Source organism: Pseudomonas sp. BF-RE-22 (assembly GCF_019956155.1).
GTDB classification, from domain to species: Bacteria; Pseudomonadota; Gammaproteobacteria; order Pseudomonadales; family Pseudomonadaceae; genus Aquipseudomonas; species Aquipseudomonas migulae.
Window position 1 is genome coordinate 184688 of record NZ_JAHBDD010000044.1, and the last position, 16350, is coordinate 201037.

The 16350-nt window shown below is 57.2% G+C and carries 16 protein-coding genes; 6 read left to right on the forward strand and 10 right to left on the reverse strand.

Features of this window, described 5'->3' with window-relative positions; translation table 11 throughout:
* The first annotated feature begins 185 nt into the window (after positions 1-185).
* Both rssB and rssC read left to right on the forward strand, forming a co-directional pair.
* On the forward strand, positions 186-1367 hold the full coding sequence (gene rssB / locus KGA82_RS20730) for a two-component system response regulator RssB (protein WP_032832382.1): 1182 nt from the start codon (positions 186-188) through the stop codon (positions 1365-1367).
* Positions 1367-1849, forward strand: a complete 483-nt coding sequence (rssC, locus tag KGA82_RS20735; protein ID WP_007935262.1) for an anti-sigma factor antagonist RssC — start codon at positions 1367-1369, stop codon at positions 1847-1849. The genes rssB and rssC overlap by 1 nt, the downstream gene beginning before the upstream one ends.
* A gap of 200 nt (positions 1850-2049) precedes the next feature.
* Here rssC and tal read toward each other — a convergent pair whose 3' ends face one another.
* Positions 2050-2976 (reverse strand): transaldolase, encoded by a 927-nt coding sequence (tal, locus tag KGA82_RS20740; RefSeq protein WP_008028427.1) that lies wholly within the window; start codon positions 2974-2976, stop codon positions 2050-2052.
* Positions 2977-3154: 178 nt separating this feature from the next.
* Positions 3155-4165, reverse strand: coding sequence for a tRNA dihydrouridine(20/20a) synthase DusA (gene dusA / locus KGA82_RS20745; RefSeq protein WP_223452212.1), 1011 nt, complete (start codon positions 4163-4165; stop codon positions 3155-3157).
* Between the two features lie 248 nt (positions 4166-4413).
* On the opposite strand from dusA, the gene KGA82_RS20750 reads away from it, so the two are divergent.
* Positions 4414-6453, forward strand: coding sequence for an acyltransferase family protein (locus tag KGA82_RS20750; RefSeq protein ID WP_223452214.1), 2040 nt, complete (start codon positions 4414-4416; stop codon positions 6451-6453).
* 134 nt (positions 6454-6587) lie between these two features.
* Complete coding sequence (locus KGA82_RS20755; protein WP_223452215.1) at positions 6588-6896, forward strand: hypothetical protein; 309 nt, start codon at positions 6588-6590, stop codon at positions 6894-6896.
* A 118-nt stretch (positions 6897-7014) separates the two neighbouring features.
* On the opposite strand, the gene KGA82_RS20760 is transcribed toward KGA82_RS20755, so the two are convergent.
* Together KGA82_RS20760 and KGA82_RS20765 are read right to left on the reverse strand one after the other, a co-directional pair.
* The gene (locus KGA82_RS20760) at positions 7015-8115 is read right to left on the reverse strand and encodes an acyltransferase family protein (RefSeq protein ID WP_223452216.1); all 1101 of its coding nucleotides are present in this window, start codon (positions 8113-8115) and stop codon (positions 7015-7017) included.
* The gene (locus tag KGA82_RS20765) at positions 8096-8332 is read right to left on the reverse strand and encodes a hypothetical protein (protein WP_008037679.1); all 237 of its coding nucleotides are present in this window, start codon (positions 8330-8332) and stop codon (positions 8096-8098) included. The genes KGA82_RS20760 and KGA82_RS20765 overlap by 20 nt, the downstream gene beginning before the upstream one ends.
* 32 nt (positions 8333-8364) lie before the next feature.
* On the opposite strand from KGA82_RS20765, the gene KGA82_RS20770 reads away from it, so the two are divergent.
* Positions 8365-8583: a hypothetical protein gene (locus tag KGA82_RS20770; protein ID WP_008037677.1), complete on the forward strand. Its 219-nt coding sequence runs from the start codon at positions 8365-8367 to the stop codon at positions 8581-8583.
* A 60-nt stretch (positions 8584-8643) separates the two neighbouring features.
* Here the strand turns inward: KGA82_RS20770 and KGA82_RS20775 are convergent, their stop codons facing one another.
* The 6 genes from KGA82_RS20775 to KGA82_RS20800 all read right to left on the reverse strand — a co-directional run bounded on the left by KGA82_RS20775 (position 8644) and on the right by KGA82_RS20800 (position 14344).
* Entirely contained in the window at positions 8644-9429 is a 786-nt protein-coding gene (locus KGA82_RS20775) for a transporter substrate-binding domain-containing protein (RefSeq protein ID WP_008037675.1), read from the reverse strand.
* Between the two features lie 92 nt (positions 9430-9521).
* Positions 9522-10457: a copper homeostasis membrane protein CopD gene (gene copD, locus KGA82_RS20780; protein WP_223452218.1), complete on the reverse strand. Its 936-nt coding sequence runs from the start codon at positions 10455-10457 to the stop codon at positions 9522-9524.
* 3 nt (positions 10458-10460) lie between these two features.
* Positions 10461-10832, reverse strand: a complete 372-nt coding sequence (copC, locus tag KGA82_RS20785; protein ID WP_008028354.1) for a copper homeostasis periplasmic binding protein CopC — start codon at positions 10830-10832, stop codon at positions 10461-10463.
* A 54-nt stretch (positions 10833-10886) separates the two neighbouring features.
* Complete coding sequence (locus tag KGA82_RS20790) at positions 10887-11822, reverse strand: copper resistance protein B (RefSeq protein WP_223452224.1); 936 nt, start codon at positions 11820-11822, stop codon at positions 10887-10889.
* A gap of 10 nt (positions 11823-11832) precedes the next feature.
* Entirely contained in the window at positions 11833-13524 is a 1692-nt protein-coding gene (locus tag KGA82_RS20795) for a copper resistance system multicopper oxidase (protein ID WP_223452227.1), read from the reverse strand.
* 115 nt (positions 13525-13639) lie between these two features.
* Positions 13640-14344: a murein L,D-transpeptidase catalytic domain family protein gene (locus KGA82_RS20800; RefSeq protein ID WP_223452228.1), complete on the reverse strand. Its 705-nt coding sequence runs from the start codon at positions 14342-14344 to the stop codon at positions 13640-13642.
* A gap of 81 nt (positions 14345-14425) precedes the next feature.
* On the opposite strand from KGA82_RS20800, the gene KGA82_RS20805 reads away from it, so the two are divergent.
* Positions 14426-16171 carry a murein L,D-transpeptidase gene (locus KGA82_RS20805; protein ID WP_223452232.1) on the forward strand — a complete coding sequence of 582 codons (1746 nt, stop codon included), beginning with the start codon at positions 14426-14428 and terminating at the stop codon, positions 16169-16171.
* Positions 16172-16350: the final 179 nt, after the last annotated feature.

The window sequence follows — 16350 nt, forward strand, 5'->3', positions numbered from 1 at the left end:
AGCTTGAAACGCCCCGCGGATGGGAGTACCGTCTGCGCCTTAGAAGGGCACCTCTGGTGTGCCTGTCAGTAGGGTCGATGCCCGAAAGCGGTGCAACAGAGAGGCTAGAAAGCGAATCCAGTAGTGTGTGCGGGGTCAATTGCCCAGCCTGCTACGCCAACCTAATTCTGGCGCCGTTTGCCCACATGCCAAAAACCAGTGCCACGCTGCTGATAATCGATGATGACGAAGTAGTGCGCGCGAGCCTCGCCGCCTATTTGGAAGACAGTGGTTTCAGCGTCTTGCAGGCCAGCAATGGCCAGCAGGGTCTTCAGGTATTCGAGCAAGACAAGCCCGGCTTGGTCATCTGCGATCTGCGCATGCCGCAGATGGGCGGACTCGAACTCATTCGCCAGGTCACCGAGCGGTCACCGCAAACCCCAGTGATTGTGGTTTCGGGTGCCGGCGTGATGAACGACGCGGTCGAGGCCTTGCGCCTGGGCGCGGCGGATTACCTGATCAAGCCTCTCGAAGATCTGGCCGTGCTCGAGCACTCTGTGCGCCGGGCCCTGGATCGCGCGCGTCTGCTGCTGGAAAACCAGCGCTACCGTGAGAAGCTGGAAAAGGCCAATCGCGAGCTCGAAGCCAGCCTGAACCTGCTCCAGGAAGACCAGAATGCCGGTCGCCAGGTGCAGATGAACATGCTGCCGGTCAGCCCCTGGACCATTGACGAATTCAAGTTTGCACACCAGATCATCCCGTCTTTGTATCTGTCGGGTGATTTCGTCGACTACTTTCGGGTCGACGAGCGTCGGGTAGCGTTCTACCTGGCGGACGTTTCCGGTCATGGCGCTTCTTCAGCCTTCGTTACGGTGCTGCTGAAATTCATGACCACGCGCTTGCTGTTCGAATCCAAGCGCAACGGCACATTGCCGGAATTCAAGCCTTCAGAGGTCCTTGGTCATATCAACCGGGGCCTGATCAGTTGTAAGCTGGGTAAACACGTCACAATGGTCGGTGGAGTCATCGACGAGGAGACAGGTTTGTTGACCTATAGCATCGGTGGTCATTTGCCGTTGCCTGTGTTGTACACGCCAGACAGTGTTCGATATCTGGAAGGGCGTGGTCTGCCGGTGGGCCTCTTCAATGAAGCCACCTACGAAGATCACGTGCTGGAGCTGCCGCCGACCTTCAGCCTGACGCTGATGTCCGATGGCATTCTGGACCTTTTGCCAGAACCTACACTCAAAGAAAAAGAAGCGGCTTTGCCCCAGCGGGTCAAGGCAGCGGGCGGCACCCTGGATGGGCTGCGGCAGGTTTTTGGATTGGCCACGCTAGGGGAGATGCCGGATGATATCGCCCTGTTGGTGTTGAGCAGGAATCTTTAATGAGTACCGGTAGAATCCAGTTCGCCGAGCAGGACGGCACCTTCGTCCTGAAGTTCGTCGGTGAAGTTCGCCTGACCCTGTGTTCGGCGTTGGATGCGACTATTGAGCGGATCTTCACGGCGTTGAACTTCAACGCGATCGTGATCGACCTGACCGAAACCCGCAGCATCGACAGCACCACCCTTGGCCTGTTGGCCAAACTGTCGATTCTGTCGCGGCAGAAAGTCGGCCTGCTGCCGACCGTCGTCACCACCCACGAAGACATCACCCGTCTGTTGCAGTCCATGGGCTTCGAGCAGGTGTTCAACATCGTTGACCGCCCGATCCCGTGCCCTGAGTGCCTGACCGACTTGCCTGACCAGGACCAGTCGGAAGAAGTGGTGCGGATCAAAGTGCTGGAAGCGCACAAGATCCTCATGGGGCTGAATGATTCGAATCGTGAAGCGTTTCATGATCTGGTGAATGCGCTCGAGCGTCACTGATCCTTTGAAAAGGTAGGAAGCCTGTACTGGCCTCATCGCCAGCAAGTCGGCTCCTACAAAATCATCATCTGTGTAGGAGCCGGCTTGCCGGCGATGGCGGCCTGACAGCCCCCGCATCCCCAAAGCGAGCATCAAACAAACGCACACAAAAAAGGGCGAACCCATCAAGGTTCGCCCTTTTTGCATTGCGCTGAACTAGATCACAGCTTGGCCTGCAACAGCGCCTCAAGCTTCTCCTGGTCCCGGGCAAACTGACGAATCCCTTCCGCCAGTTTCTCGGTCGCCATCGCATCTTCGTTGGACAACCAGCGGAATTGCGCTTCATTCAGGCTCAAGCGCGCTTCACCGGTATGACCTGGCGCCAATTTACGCTCCAGCTTGCCAGTGTCCGCCGCCAGCTTATCGATCAAGTCCGGGCTGATGGTCAGACGGTCGCAACCGGCCAGTTGCTCGATCTGATTCAGGTTACGGAAGCTCGCGCCCATGACCACGGTCTTGTAGTCATTGGCCTTGTAGTAGTTGTAGATACGCGTCACCGACTGCACGCCCGGATCATCCGCGCCGGTGTAGTCGTTGCCGTTGGCCTTCTTGTACCAGTCGTAGATACGGCCCACGAACGGCGAAATCAGGAACACACCCGCATCGGCGCACGCCGCCGCCTGGGCGAACGAGAACAGCAATGTCAGGTTGGTCTGGATGCCTTCTTTTTCCAGGATTTCGGCAGCGCGGATACCTTCCCAGGTGGAGGCGATCTTGATCAGCACGCGGTCACGGCCGATGCCGGCCTTTTCATACAGCTCGATCAGACGGTGCGCACGCTTCAATACGGCGTCAGTGTCGAACGACAGGCGCGCGTCCACTTCAGTGGAAATACGGCCCGGAATCACTTTCAGGATCTCTTGCCCTACCGCGACGCCAAAACGGTCGCTGGCCAGGCCCACATCACCCTTGCAGTCGCTGACGCAAGCGTTCAACAACTCGGCATAGCCGGGAATGGCCGCGGCTTTGAGCAGCAGGGAAGGGTTGGTGGTAGCGTCCACCGGTTTAACGCGAGCGATCGCTTCGAAGTCGCCGGTGTCGGCAACCACGGTGGTCATCTGTTTGAGTTGTTCCAGCTTGGAAGTCATGGGCGTGCTCTGTCCTATGGGTCTAATGACATTACCCGAGCGCTGACAGCCACTCAAGGGCACATGTACGTATCGAAGGCCCCGGCGGCAACATCTGGAAAACGGATGTTTGAAAGGCGGGGCGCGGTGTCCGTAAATACGATGCCAAATCCGGGCGCAGGTTCAACGCGGGTGACCGTTAACGCCCTTCAAGCAGCTCCGCCGCCTGATCCAGCAACGCCAGAGGCTCCTTGGCCTTATGGATATCCACCGACAACAACTGCCGAAACTTGCGCGCCCCCGGAAACCCGGTGCCCAGCCCCAGCACATGCCGGGTGATGTGGTGCATCGAACCGCCTGCATCAATATGCGCCGCGATATAAGGCCGCAACTGCGCCAGCGCTTGCGCCCGAGTGATCACCGGCGCCGTGCTGCCGAATAGTTGCTGATCCACCTCAGCCATCACATAAGGATTGTGATACGCCTCACGACCGAGCATCACACCGTCAAAGGTCTGCAAATGCTCGTGACAAGCCTCCAGCGTCTTGATCCCGCCGTTGAGAATAATCTCCAGCTCCGGAAAATCCGCCTTCAACCGCGCCGCCACGTCATAACGCAGGGGCGGAATGTCGCGGTTCTCCTTCGGCGACAACCCCTCCAGAATCGCAATCCGCGCATGCACCGTAAAACTCGTGCACCCGGCGTCGCGAACCGTGCCGACGAAATCACACAACTCTTCGTAACTGTCCCGTCCGTTAATCCCGATCCGGTGCTTCACCGTCACCGGAATCGACACCGCGTCACGCATCGCCTTCACGCAATCCGCCACCAACTGCGGATGCCCCATCAGCACCGCGCCGATCATATTGTTCTGCACCCGATCACTTGGGCAGCCGACGTTGAGATTCACCTCGTCGTAACCGTGGTCCTGAGCCATGCGTGCGCAGGCGGCCAGGTCCAGCGGCACGCTGCCGCCGAGTTGCAGGGCGAGGGGGTGTTCGGCTTCGTTGTGACGCAGGAAACGGTCGTGATCACCATTGAGCAGCGCGCCGGTGGTGACCATTTCCGTGTAGAGGAGAGCGTGCCTGGAGAGCAGGCGCAGGAAGAAACGGCAGTGGCGGTCTGTCCAATCCATCATGGGGGCAACAGAAAATCTCCTGGAGACCGAATTTGCCGGGAGGGCCAGGTTTTCTGCCAATGTGCTCTGCATTCGTCGACTTCTCATTCACTGCCAGTTGCCAGTGTTTTACGCAAAAGGGTGTGCCAGTTTATCAGGAAAGTCAGGCGGTCGAGCGCAAGACCAGAGACCGGATCTGTAGGAGTGTCAGACAAGTACGGCGACTGTAATGAGTGCGGGGAGGCAGGAGTAAGGTTTAAATAACAAAGTTGACGAAAGCTGTTTGGAAAGAAGGCGAAGGGAAAGGTACACTGCGCGACTTTTTACTCTAGAAGTACAGCATGGACAGCTTGAGCAATCCGAAATCTGTATCGCGCAGCGTTAAATCCAAACCAGCCTATCGTGCAGACATCGACGGTTTACGAGCCGTGGCCATTCTGTCCGTGGTTATATTTCATGCGTTCCCGTCAATGTTGCAGGGCGGGTTCATTGGTGTCGATATTTTCTTCGTCATCTCAGGGTTTCTGATCTCCAGCATCATCTTCAGAGGAATGCATCGCGGTGATTTCAGTTTCACTGAGTTTTATGCCCATCGTATCAAGCGCATTTACCCCGCTTTAATTGTCGTGTTGGCGGCCTGTTACGTATTTGGCTGGTTTGTGTTGTTGCCCTACGAGTTCAAACAGTTGGGCAAGCACATGGTGGCTGGCGCCGGCTTCGTGCAGAACTTTGTCCTGTTGCAAGAGGTGGGGTATTTCGATACCTCAGCGGAATTAAAACCGCTTTTGCATCTGTGGTCACTGGCCATTGAAGAGCAGTTCTACCTGATCTATCCGGTGCTGATCCTTCTGGCGTGGCGCAAGGGGTTCAACGTCCTGACGGTCGTTCTGATTTTGGGACTGGTCTCGCTAGTGTTGAATGTCGCGAGAGTGACCGACGATCCCACCGCGACGTTCTTTCTGCCGCAAACCCGTTTCTGGGAACTGCTGGCGGGGGCAGTTCTGGCGTACCTGCAACTGTTCAGGCAAGCGAAGTTTACCGGGTGGATGCAGCGCTGGGTGTTTCATCCGGTTCTGTTCCGTCACCCGCCGCTGCTGGCTCAACGTAACGCGATACTCAACAACCTGTTGTCGATTGTTGGACTGCTTCTTCTTGTTGCGGGTTTTTGTTTGATCGACAAGAAAATGCCGTTTCCCGGCTGGTGGGCAATGTTGCCGGTTTCGGGAACGTTCCTGCTGATTCTCGCCGGGCCTGATGGATGGGTGAATCGAGTCTTGCTGGCTAACCGGGTGATGGTGTTCGTTGGGATCATCAGCTATCCGCTTTACCTGTGGCACTGGCCGATTCTCTCGTTTTTGCGAATTCTCGCCTTCGAGGTTTCGCCTTGGGCTCGATTGGGGGCGGTGCTGCTCAGTGTTGTGTTGGCCTGGTTGACCTATCGCCTGATCGAAAAGCCCATCCGGCTCGGAAAGAAAACCTGGATCAAGACCGCTGCTCTGAGCGTAATAATGGTCATTGTCGGCTTGGTTGGACTTCACGCATTTCTAAGCGGCGGAGTACCGTCCAGGGCAGAGGAGTTTGCCAAAGTCACTCAGGCGTCTAATGAGTGGGGTTACCCTGGAACACTTTCGAATGAAAAGTTTGAGGGCGTCCAGTATTACTACCTGCGATCGGAGAAGCCGTCGGTCACACTGTTTGTGGGCGATTCAAATATCGAGCAGTATTTTCCTCGCGCTGAAGTGTTGATCTCGGGTGGCGCCAAGGAGACCAGTGGGGTCATCTTCAAGACAGGTGGGGGGTGCCTTGCCATTCCCGGTATGCTCTACGATTTAAACCACCAGCATTGTGCGACATTAATGCAGGACGCTCTGAGGTTGGCGAAAGAAAAGCCTGAAGTTGATACCGTGGTCATTGGCTCACTCTGGAACGCTTATCTTAAGTCCGGCGTATTCATGGCCAGTAAATTCGGGGTTGGAAGCCCTGAGTATGTTGATGCATTGAGCAAGCTGGGTGCGTACATCAAGGAACTTCGAGCGTTGGATAAGCGGGTGTATCTGGTGCTCAATATTCCGGCAGGTTACCAACTTGATCCCCGATCCATGGTCCAGCGCGATCTGACAGCGTTTCCGAAATTAATGTCTTTCAAGAGCAACGGGATCCCGCGTGATGAACTGGAAAAGGCTTACGGACAAATCCAGACTGATTTGGCGCAGGTGGCCAAAAGCGCCGGGGCTATGGTTATAAAACCGATGGACTCTTTATGCACTCCCAATTGCTCAGGAGTTGATGCTGATGATGAACCTATGTACAAAGATGGGGATCACCTCAGACCAAAGTATGTGAGCCAGAAAGCGGACTTCATCGATGAAACGATGAGGTAGACGGCAGGCAGCCATCCCTATTGCTGGGTGAGTACGTCAATGCGTCGCCCTGTGAGTGCTGCTCGGATGGGCGCGGTAGTCAATCGATCAGGTCGTAATGAAAAAGAGCGCTCCGCAAGGATGGGAAATCGGTGTTGGACCTTGTTGATCTCGCAGGCAAAGTAAAAAACAAAGATGAATACGCCGCCAAGCTCTCGAATTACGAGAGTGTTGCTTTGGCCGCCAACGATTTGACCTACACCTTTTTTGAAGGAATTACCTCGGCCAGTGGTGCTTCTAGCGCTCATAGCGTGGTGGCATCAGCGCCTGACAACATTCGAGGGGCTGATTTGATTGTTTCTGGTGAGGGCGATGAGTCCATGATCATCATCAAATTTTCTTTCCCGAAACTCGATGAGCACAAAATGGCTCAGCAGGCCAAGAAGCCTGTCGAGGCTTTCTGACGTCGATCCTTGTTATGTAAAAAACCTCGCCAAAGCGAGGTTTTTTCATTTCTGGAGTTCACTACCACCGACAAGCCCTGTCTGTGACCGCGAGCGGGCGACTCAGGTTGGCCTGACTTTACGTACGATTCAGAACGACGGCATCAGGGCGCTTGAACTTGATGCGTCTGCTCCACGCGATGGCGGGACGTTCGAACAATAGATAGGCCATGGCCGAGAATGCGATGCACGTTGCAATGATCAGGACGGCGGCCAGTGCATCCGAGAAAAGGCCGGTTGGCATGAAAGCCCGGTAAACGCGCATGAAGAAACCGGTCACAGGAGAATGGAACAAGTACAGGCTGTAGGAAATCAGGGCAATTTTCTGCACGGGGTAGCTGGATATAAAACCCAGCGTGGTGGAGCGATTAACCAGGAAGCAGAACAGTAAGCCCGTCAACCCGGCAGCAATGGTGAATGAGTTTTTAGTTGCAAGACCGATAACAAGCGCCAATGCACAGTAACCAATGGCGATGTAATGGCTTTGTTTAGTGCCGCTCAGGGTTTGAGCGCACAGCACCCCGGCCATGAAGCTGAACCAGAACGCAATAAATCCGCCTTTCCAGCCTATCGCATGAATTATCCCGGCGGGCCACAGCATCGCCAGCAATGCGCTGCCCCAAATCCAGAGGTTGCGACGCTTGGGTGTTACACCCTCTCCAGCACGATCGGCTAACCACAGCAGCACCGCAAAAAAGATGTAGAACTGCACCTCGATACACAGGGTCCAGAACACCGTGATGATGTTTCTGATGCCAAGGAAATCTTGGAGAAACAGCACGTGGGCGAGTATGGCCGTCACGCCGGGGATTTCGATTCCGGGTTGCCCAAGCATGTGTTTTACGGCGATCACGGCCACGCCCAGTGCAATGGCGGCGTAGTAGGGAGGGGCGAGGCGTACCAGGCGACGTGCCACAAAGTTTGTGGCGTTCACGTTATTCATTGGCACCCGGGATGTCGTGGTCGCCATGACAATGCCGCTTAGTACGAAAAATATAGGCACTCCCAAATGGCCTGCGTCAAAGACCATGTATTTCAACCAGCCTGGAATGGCTGCCAGCAGGGTTGGGATGTGATTTCCTTCGGATAAATGAAACAGAACCACCCAGAAGCATGCAAAACAGCGCAATGCGTCAACCAGGGCAAGACGATGTTTGTCATCAACGGTGATTCCACTCATTCAATGCTTCCTTTCTCTCGCGGCGGATGTTGTTTTTTGTGCGGGCACTGAACGCAGAGCTTAGCAGCTGCAGCAGCCTGTCGAACTTGCGAACACCACCGTCCACAGCCTTTTTGGAGGGCTCGGGAAATCGGAATACCTGAACAAATGCTGTCGCTGCGTGAAGTTTCACGATGCTGCCGGGTTCGCAGCCTAGGATGGACACTGAAGATTGCATCACCCCACCTCCGGCCACAGGGAACCTGAAAAATGATCTCGAACTTCTTCAAAGTCTTGCTGATCGGTGGTGCGCTGCTGTTGAGCGCCTGTTCGGGCGTCAGCACCCATAACGACTATTCAGAAGACCTCGAGCCGTCCGCCGGCTTCGGTCCTGGCCCGACCAATAGCCACAGTCAGCTGAACTTCCATGGCAGTGCATTGGGCAGCAGCTTCGGTGAATACGGTTCGGGACTGTTGCACGACGACTGACCGGCAACGGCGCGGTAATCCTGCCGTTGCCTGTTCGCCCAGCTGTTACCTGAAATAAGCCTATTTAGTCTCGGGTGTGGCGATCCACTGGCCTAAAACTTTCTGGTAGTTGCCCGTCACTTTGGCCAGGTGCAGCCATTGATCGACGTACAACTTCCACGTCATGTCGTCTCGCGGCAATAAATAAGCTTTCTCACCGTACTGCATGTACTGGCCTGGATTCACCGCGCACAAACCGGGTTTGAGTTTTTGCTGATACAACGCCTCCGACGCATCGGTGATCATCACGTCCGCCTTCTTGTCCAGCAGCTCCTGGAAGATGGTCACGTTGTCGTGAAGGCTCAATTGCGCCTTGGGCAGGAAGGCGTGAACGAACGCTTCGTTGGTGCCGCCGGCCGGTTCGACCAAGCGAACCGAAGGCTGGTTGATTTGCTCGACGGTCTGATACTTCGCCTGATCTTCGCAGCGCACCAACGGGATTTTGCCGTCGACGTCCAGCGTGGTGCTGAAGAAGGCTTTTTTCTGCCGTTCCAGGGTGACGGAGATCCCGCCCATGCCGATGTCGCATTTGCCCGCCAGCATGTCGGGCATCAGGGTTTTCCAGGTGGTCGGTACCCACTCGACCTTGACGCCAAGGCTGTCGGCCAGCGAGCGGGCCATGGCGATGTCGATGCCCGAGTATTCGCCGTTCTCGGCTTTGAACGTGTAGGGCTTGTAATCGCCCGTGGTGCACACGCGTAGTTGGCCTTGCTGGATGACGCTGTCCAGGTGCGATTGTTCGGCCTGGGCGCCGAACGATAGTGCGAGCAGGCTACCGAGCATTACTGTGCATTTATTGGTTTTCATGTGTACCCGACTTCCGTGATGGATTGGGGCTGAGAGTACTTAATTTTTCCCGCCGATGGTTATAAGTACTTCGGATTCTGCTGCTCGATTGGCTATTGCGCAGCGGCCTCCATTTCCGGACTCAACGTCCCCAGCCAGGCCACCAGCCCCACAATCAACACCGCGAGCGCAAACTCAACAACCATGCTGCGTCGCAACGCGTTGGCGGCAACTTCGTATTTCCCCTCCCGTAACGACCGCTCCAGGAACGGCCCAAGGTGAAACCGGTTCAACGCGGCGAGCACCAGCATCCCGGCAAATAACCCCACTTTGATAAACAGCAAAATCCCGTAGGTACTTAGCAACAAGTCATCAAGCTTCGGCCCGACGATGAACAGGTAATTCACGACGCCCGTGACCGTGATGACGACCACGATCACCGCGCCCACCGATTCAAATCGAGCGACAGCCCGAGCCAGTAATCTGACGCGTTCTGCGGTTTTCAGCGCGTTGATTTTCGCCATCAGCGCAAACGCAACCAGCGCACCCAACCACGCGCCTGCCGCCAACAGATGCAGAATATCCATCGCAAAATGCCAATAACGACGGCTGCCTTCGTCCATCGCCCCATGACCGCTCCAGGCCAGGCTGGCCAAGGCGATAGCGCCGGCAAAAGACGCAATCAGCAGGCTGAGTCCCGGCGCACGGTCATTGAGCGTAACCGCCAAACCGGCGATAACCAGCACGGTGATGCGCACTGCCCAGGCCAACCCGAAATCCGTCTCGAACACCATCATCTGGACATGCGGTCGCAGCTCGGTGAAGTCCGATTCTCCGCTCATCGCACTCACCATCGTCAGCATGCCCGCCACAGACAACAGCACGCCGAACGCGGCCGTCACCTGAAGGATCGGCCGAAACGGCAGCACCGCCCCGGACACCCGCTCCCGGCCCGCAAGGCTGTAGAGCCCGAACAAACCCAGCCCAAACAGCACCATCAAATCCACATACAACCCAAACCGCAGTGCAATGCTGACCCAGTCGCTCATCAATCACTTCACTTTGAACGTAACGTTGCCGGTGATCGGGTGAGTGTCCGAAGACACCGCGCGCCATTCGACTTTGTAGCTGCCGGCGGGCAACGGCGAGAGCGGGGTGATGAGCATGGTTTTCGGGTCGCTGCCGCCGGTGACTTTGGCTTTCATGGGCATCGGGGAATGCGCCATGCCTGGCATTTCGGTCATGACCAGTTTCGCGCCGGAAAACTGGGTCATGAGGCTTTCGGAAAAGTGCAGTTCGATCGTGCTCGGTGCCGCGCCATCCGCACCTTCGGTCGGGGTGGAGGAGAGCAGTTTCGGGTGCGCCTGAGCCAGTGTGCTCATGAGCAAGCCGATGACAACAGCGGTGGTTTTAATTGTGCGCATGCAAGGCCTCTTTACCGCTCGAAGCGGTTTTTTTTGATGGTGATGTGAGTGCGATCAGAACCAAAGCCGAACGCCGAGAACGACGCGTGTTTCACTGCGATCCTCGCCATCGTCTTTGGCGTAGTCGGCGGTTTTGCCGTAGGTGCGGTTCCAGGTCACGCCGATGTAGGGGGCGATTTCCCGACGAATTTCATAGCGCAACCGCAGCCCGGCTTCGGTGTTGGAGAGCCCGGAACCAATGCCCCGCTGCGGATCGTTTTTGCCGTAAATGTTCAGCTCGGCGGTCGGCTGCAAAATGAGCCGGTTGGTCAGCAGGATGTCGTAGTCACCTTCCAGCCGCGCCGCGCTCTGGCCGCCTTCGCCGATGAACGCCGTGGCTTCGGCTTCGAAGTTGTACAGCGCCATGCCTTGCACGCCGAACGCGGCCCAGGTTTGCGGGGCGCCGGGTTTGAAGTCCTGGCGCACGCCGCTCACCACATCCCACCACGGCGAGATCGCGTGGCCCCATAGCGCCTGGACTTCAGCGTCTTCGGTTTTGCCGTTGCTGCGCTCACCTTCGGATCGCAGCCACAGGCGATCGATGTCACCGCCGATCCAGCCCGATAAATCCCAGGCCAGCGCGCTGCCATCGTCGGCGTCCTGCCATTCGAGTTTGTCGGCGAGGAAGTAGTGATTGAGTGCAGAGTCATGCACGTTATGGCCGCCGGGGCTGACGAACACGGCGGCGCGGTCGGCATCGGTCAGCGGCGGGATCGGCGTGCGGCTTTCAGTTGGAGCGGCGGGCTGCATCTGGCCGTCGTCCATGCTTTGCATCTGGCTATGGTCCATGCTTTGCATCTGGCTATGGTCCATGCCCTGCATCTGGCCATGGTCCATGCCCGGCATCTGGCTGTGATCCATGTTCTGCATGTCGCCGGTGGCGGCGCTCGCCGAAGAAAGCGTCAGGCCCGTTGTGCAAACGGCGAGAAAAATCGGTGTAAGTCTGGTCATGGGTAGCGCCTCATTCTTCCACGCGAACTTCACGGAACATGCCCATTTCCATGTGGTACAGGAGGTGGCAGTGATAGGCCCAGCGGCCGAGTGCGTCGGCGGTCACCCGGTAACTGCGTCGGGAGCCGGGGGGCATGTCGATGGTGTGTTTGCGCACCATGAACTCGCCGTTCTCGTCTTCGAGGTCGCTCCACATGCCGTGCAGGTGGATGGGGTGGGTCATCATCGTGTCGTTGACCAGCACGATGCGCACGCGCTCGCCGTACTTGAGGCGCAGCGGTTCGGCATCGGAGAATTTCACGCCGTTGAACGACCACGCGAACTTTTCCATGTGGCCGGTGAGGTGCAGTTCGAGGGTGCGGCCCGGATCGCGGCCGTCCGGGTCTTCGAAGGTGCTGCGCAGGTCGGAATAGGTCAGGACGCGGCGACCGTTGTTGCGCAAGCCAAGGCCGGGATCGTCGAGTTTCGGCGAGGTGCTCATGGCTTGCATGTCCACCAGCGGGTTGTCGTTTTCCGTCGCGGGATGCGCTTGCATGCCACCCATCGCGCTGTGGTCCATGCCGGCCATGCTGCCGTGATCCATCCCGCCCATGCCCATGTCATCCATGGTCACCAATGGTCGCGGATCGAGTGCAGGCACAGGCGCGGACAAACCCGCCTTCATCGCCAGCGTGCCGCGCGCATAACCGGTGCGATCCATCGACTGGGCGAACACGGTGTAAGCGTCCTGCGTCGGCTCGACAATCACATCAAAGGTCTCGGCCACCGCGATGCGGAATTCGTCGACGCTCACCGGTTTTACGTACAGCCCATCCGCCGCGACCACCGTCATTTTCAGCCCTGGAATGCGCACGTCGAAGTAGGTCATGGCCGAACCGTTGATAAACCGCAGTCGCAGTTTTTCACCTGGCCGGAACACGCCCGTCCAGTTCGAGTCCGGCGCCTGGCCGTTCATTAAATAGGTGTAAGTGGCGCCGCTGACGTCGGCGAGGTCTGTGGGATTCATCTTCATTTCGGCCCACATCTTTCGATCGGCGACCGTGGAAGCCCAGCCGTTTTTGCTGACGTCGTCGATGAAATCGCCCACGGTGCGCTTGTTGTAGTTGTAGTAATCGGATTGTTTTTTCAGGGTGTTCATCAGGCTGGCCGCATCTTCGTCGGTCCAGTCGGTCAGCATCACCACGTGATCGCGATCGTACTCAAAGGGCTCCGGCTCCTTGGCGTCGATCACCAGCGGGCCGTAAACGCCGGACTGCTCCTGAAGGCCCGAATGGCTGTGATACCAGTAAGTGCCATTCTGCCGGACCTGAAATTGATAGACGTACACGCCGCCCGGTTCGATGCCGTGAAAACTCAGGCCCGGCACGCCGTCCATGTTGGCCGGCAGCAAAATGCCGTGCCAGTGAATGGAGGTGGTTTCCTTGAGCCGGTTCTTCACCCGCAGCGTGACCGTGTCGCCTTCACGCCAGCGCAGCAGCGGGCCGGGAATGCCGCCGTTGATGGTCATCGCGGTGCGCGGATTGCCGGTGATGTTGACCGGGGTTTCGCCGATGAACAGCTCGAAATCGCTGCCCGTGAGCATCTGCGGTTCGCCAGGGCGGGTGAGCGCCCACACAGGCGTGCGCCATAACCCGAGGCCGCCGAGCAATCCGCCCGCGGCCAGCCCCTTTACGAAGGTGCGTCTTGAAGTGTTGGAGTGCATGCCGTTTTTATTCCCGGTCCGTCAGTTGGGAGACAACTTGACGACGAGGCTAACGGGCGATGCCTTTCAGCAGACTGAAGCGGGGATTACAGTTTTGACAGTTTCAACGTGGTGTTCAACGGTTGGTGGAAGGCTTGGCGGTCGACGCCACCGTCCTGCTACCGCAATTGATATACGAAGACTTTTTCAGCCAGCGCTGATCCGGGTAGTACGAAAACAACAGTTGGCCGTCTTTCATCGAGTCAATCAGCTTGTGCGCAATCGCCGGCCGTACCGCCGGGCAACCGAGGCTGCGGCCAATCCGCCCGTTCGCCCGCGCAAGCACCGGGCTGACATAAGGCGCGCCATGAATGACGATCGCCCGGTCGAAGGCGTTGTCGTTGAAGCCCGGTTCGAGTCCTTCCATGCGCAACGAATAACCGTTCTGCCCGACGTAACTTGACTGCGTGCGATACAAGCCCAGGCTGGTGGCAAAGCTTTCGTTTTGATTGGAAAACTTGACCGCCATGTTCTCGCCGCTGTTGCGACCGTGGGCAACCAATTCGTGAAACAGTAATTTGCGCTGTTTAAGGTCAAACACCCAAAGGCGTTGTTCGGTGGAGGGCAGGGAGTAATCAATGACGGCAAGTCTTTGGACAGGCGCGGTACCTTGGGCCAAGCTGCATTGAGAGGCACGGACGGCCAGCGCAATCACCTTGGCGTTAGCGTTTGGAGCGGCTTTGACCAAAGCGGCTTCAAGTGAGTCGGCGTAGGCTGCCGTGACTGACGTTGAACTCAGCAGCAGGGCCGTAATTAGGAAGCCGAAGCGGTCTAGCGCCATATGCGTGTCTCATCATGATTGTTTCGAGTCTAGCAGCGCGAGCGCGGCTAGCCGGTGAATGCAGGAGATTAAGGATTATCCATGGGGCAGTTAACAAGGTTATTCGTCATAAGCCGTGTATTTTTTATGGGCTTTCTGATCAGCGGTGCAGCGATTGCGCAAACTTCGCCGATCGAGCAGTCATCTACATCTATCAACGCCAGTGAGGCTGCAGCGGATGACATCGTCGGTCAGACGATTCAAAGCATGCTGGCGCCGTTGGCTTCGGCGTTTCCGCCGCTGCTCACATCCCCCAGGCATCAACGGGTAGACGTCAACCGTGTGGTCATGGATTTCTATATGCATCGCAGCTATCGCGCAGCGTGGACACAAGACAGTGATGTCACCCAGTTGCTGAAAAGCCTGGGCAACACGCAAGCGGATGGTCTGGAGCCGGCAGATTTTCATATTGATGAATTGGCCAAGGCACGAGCGTCGATGCAAACCCCGGCGCAGCGGGCGAGTTTCGATGTCGTCGCCACCCGGACGTTCATCACCGCGCTTCTGCAATTGCGGCGCGGCAAAGTCGACCCTTCGCGCCTGGACATGCATTGGAATTTCGACCCGGTCGGCGTCGATCCGCGTGAAGACGTGAACACCTTCTTCGCCGCCCTCGACAGCCATGATGTCGCCCGGGCATTCGCTCAAGCGCCACCGCAAGAAGCGGTTTATGGCAGCTTGCGCATGGGTTTGGCGCAACTGCGCAAAGTCCGGGATGCGGGTGGCTGGCCGAAGGTTGCCGAAGACAAGTCGCTCAAGCCTGGTATGGACGAACCTGCGGTCGCGCAGCTGCGAGCCCGTTTGGCGGCCGGTGGTTATCTGGCCCCACAGTTGAAACCACGTAGCGACTACGACGCTGTTGTCACGGCGGCGGTCAAAAAGTATCAAGCCGAACAATACCTGGGCGCGGACGGTGTCGCCGGGGCGGCGACGCTTGCGGCGTTGAATGTGTCGGTTGAGGCGCGGATCGACCAGGTTCGGGTGAACATGGAGCGTGCGCGTTGGTTGCTGTACAAACTTCAGGGCACTTTTGTCATCGTTGACATAGCTGGTTACAAAGTTGCGCTCTACCGCGACGGCAAGCCGATTTGGCGTTCACGGGTGCAAGTCGGCAAACCGTTTCGCAGTACGCCGGTGTTCCAGTCAGAGATTACTTACGTCACGTTCAACCCTACCTGGACCGTGCCCCCGACCATTCTGGTCAAGGACATGCTGCCCAAGATTCAGAAAAATCCCGGCTACCTTGCCGCCAACCGAATCAAGCCCATTGACCGTGAAGGGAACTTGCTCGACCCATCGACGGTCGATTGGTCCAACCCGCGCGGCGTTACGCTGCGACAGGATGCCGGGCCGGACAACTCGCTGGGCCAGGTCGTGATCCGGTTTCCCAATGAATACGCGATTTATCTGCACGACACGCCGCATCGTGAGTTGTTTGCTCAATCTCGCCGCGCCACCAGTTCAGGCTGCATCCGGGTCGAGAACCCGCTGCAGTTGGTGGAGCTGTTGTTCAACGATCCGGTGCATTGGAACAGTGCCGGGATCCAGGCGCAGTTGGCCAACGGCAAGACTGAAAACATCCGGCTTCCCGTCAAGGTGCCAGTGCTGTTGGCTTACTGGACGGTGGACCTGAGTAATGATGGTCGCGTGATGTTCAAGCCCGATGTATACGGGTACGACTCTGCGGTTCTGCGGGGATTGAATCTGCGTTCGGAACTGCCTGCTCCGCAATGGCAGCAAGCCGGACTGCCTGCGCTCGCGGCCGGACAAAAAAGTGTAAGTGACTAAAATAGACCGTTGTCGGGTCGTCAGGAAAAGGGGTAAGTCATCTTTTTTCTGGCGAAGCAAATGCTCTAGGTCAACCTTTGCACTGGGTCGCAGTTTGCAGCGCCGATACATGCAGGTGGTTGGCGCTCCCGTTGAAAGCTATCACAATGTAATAAACCAACGAGAAATCGACCCAAAGG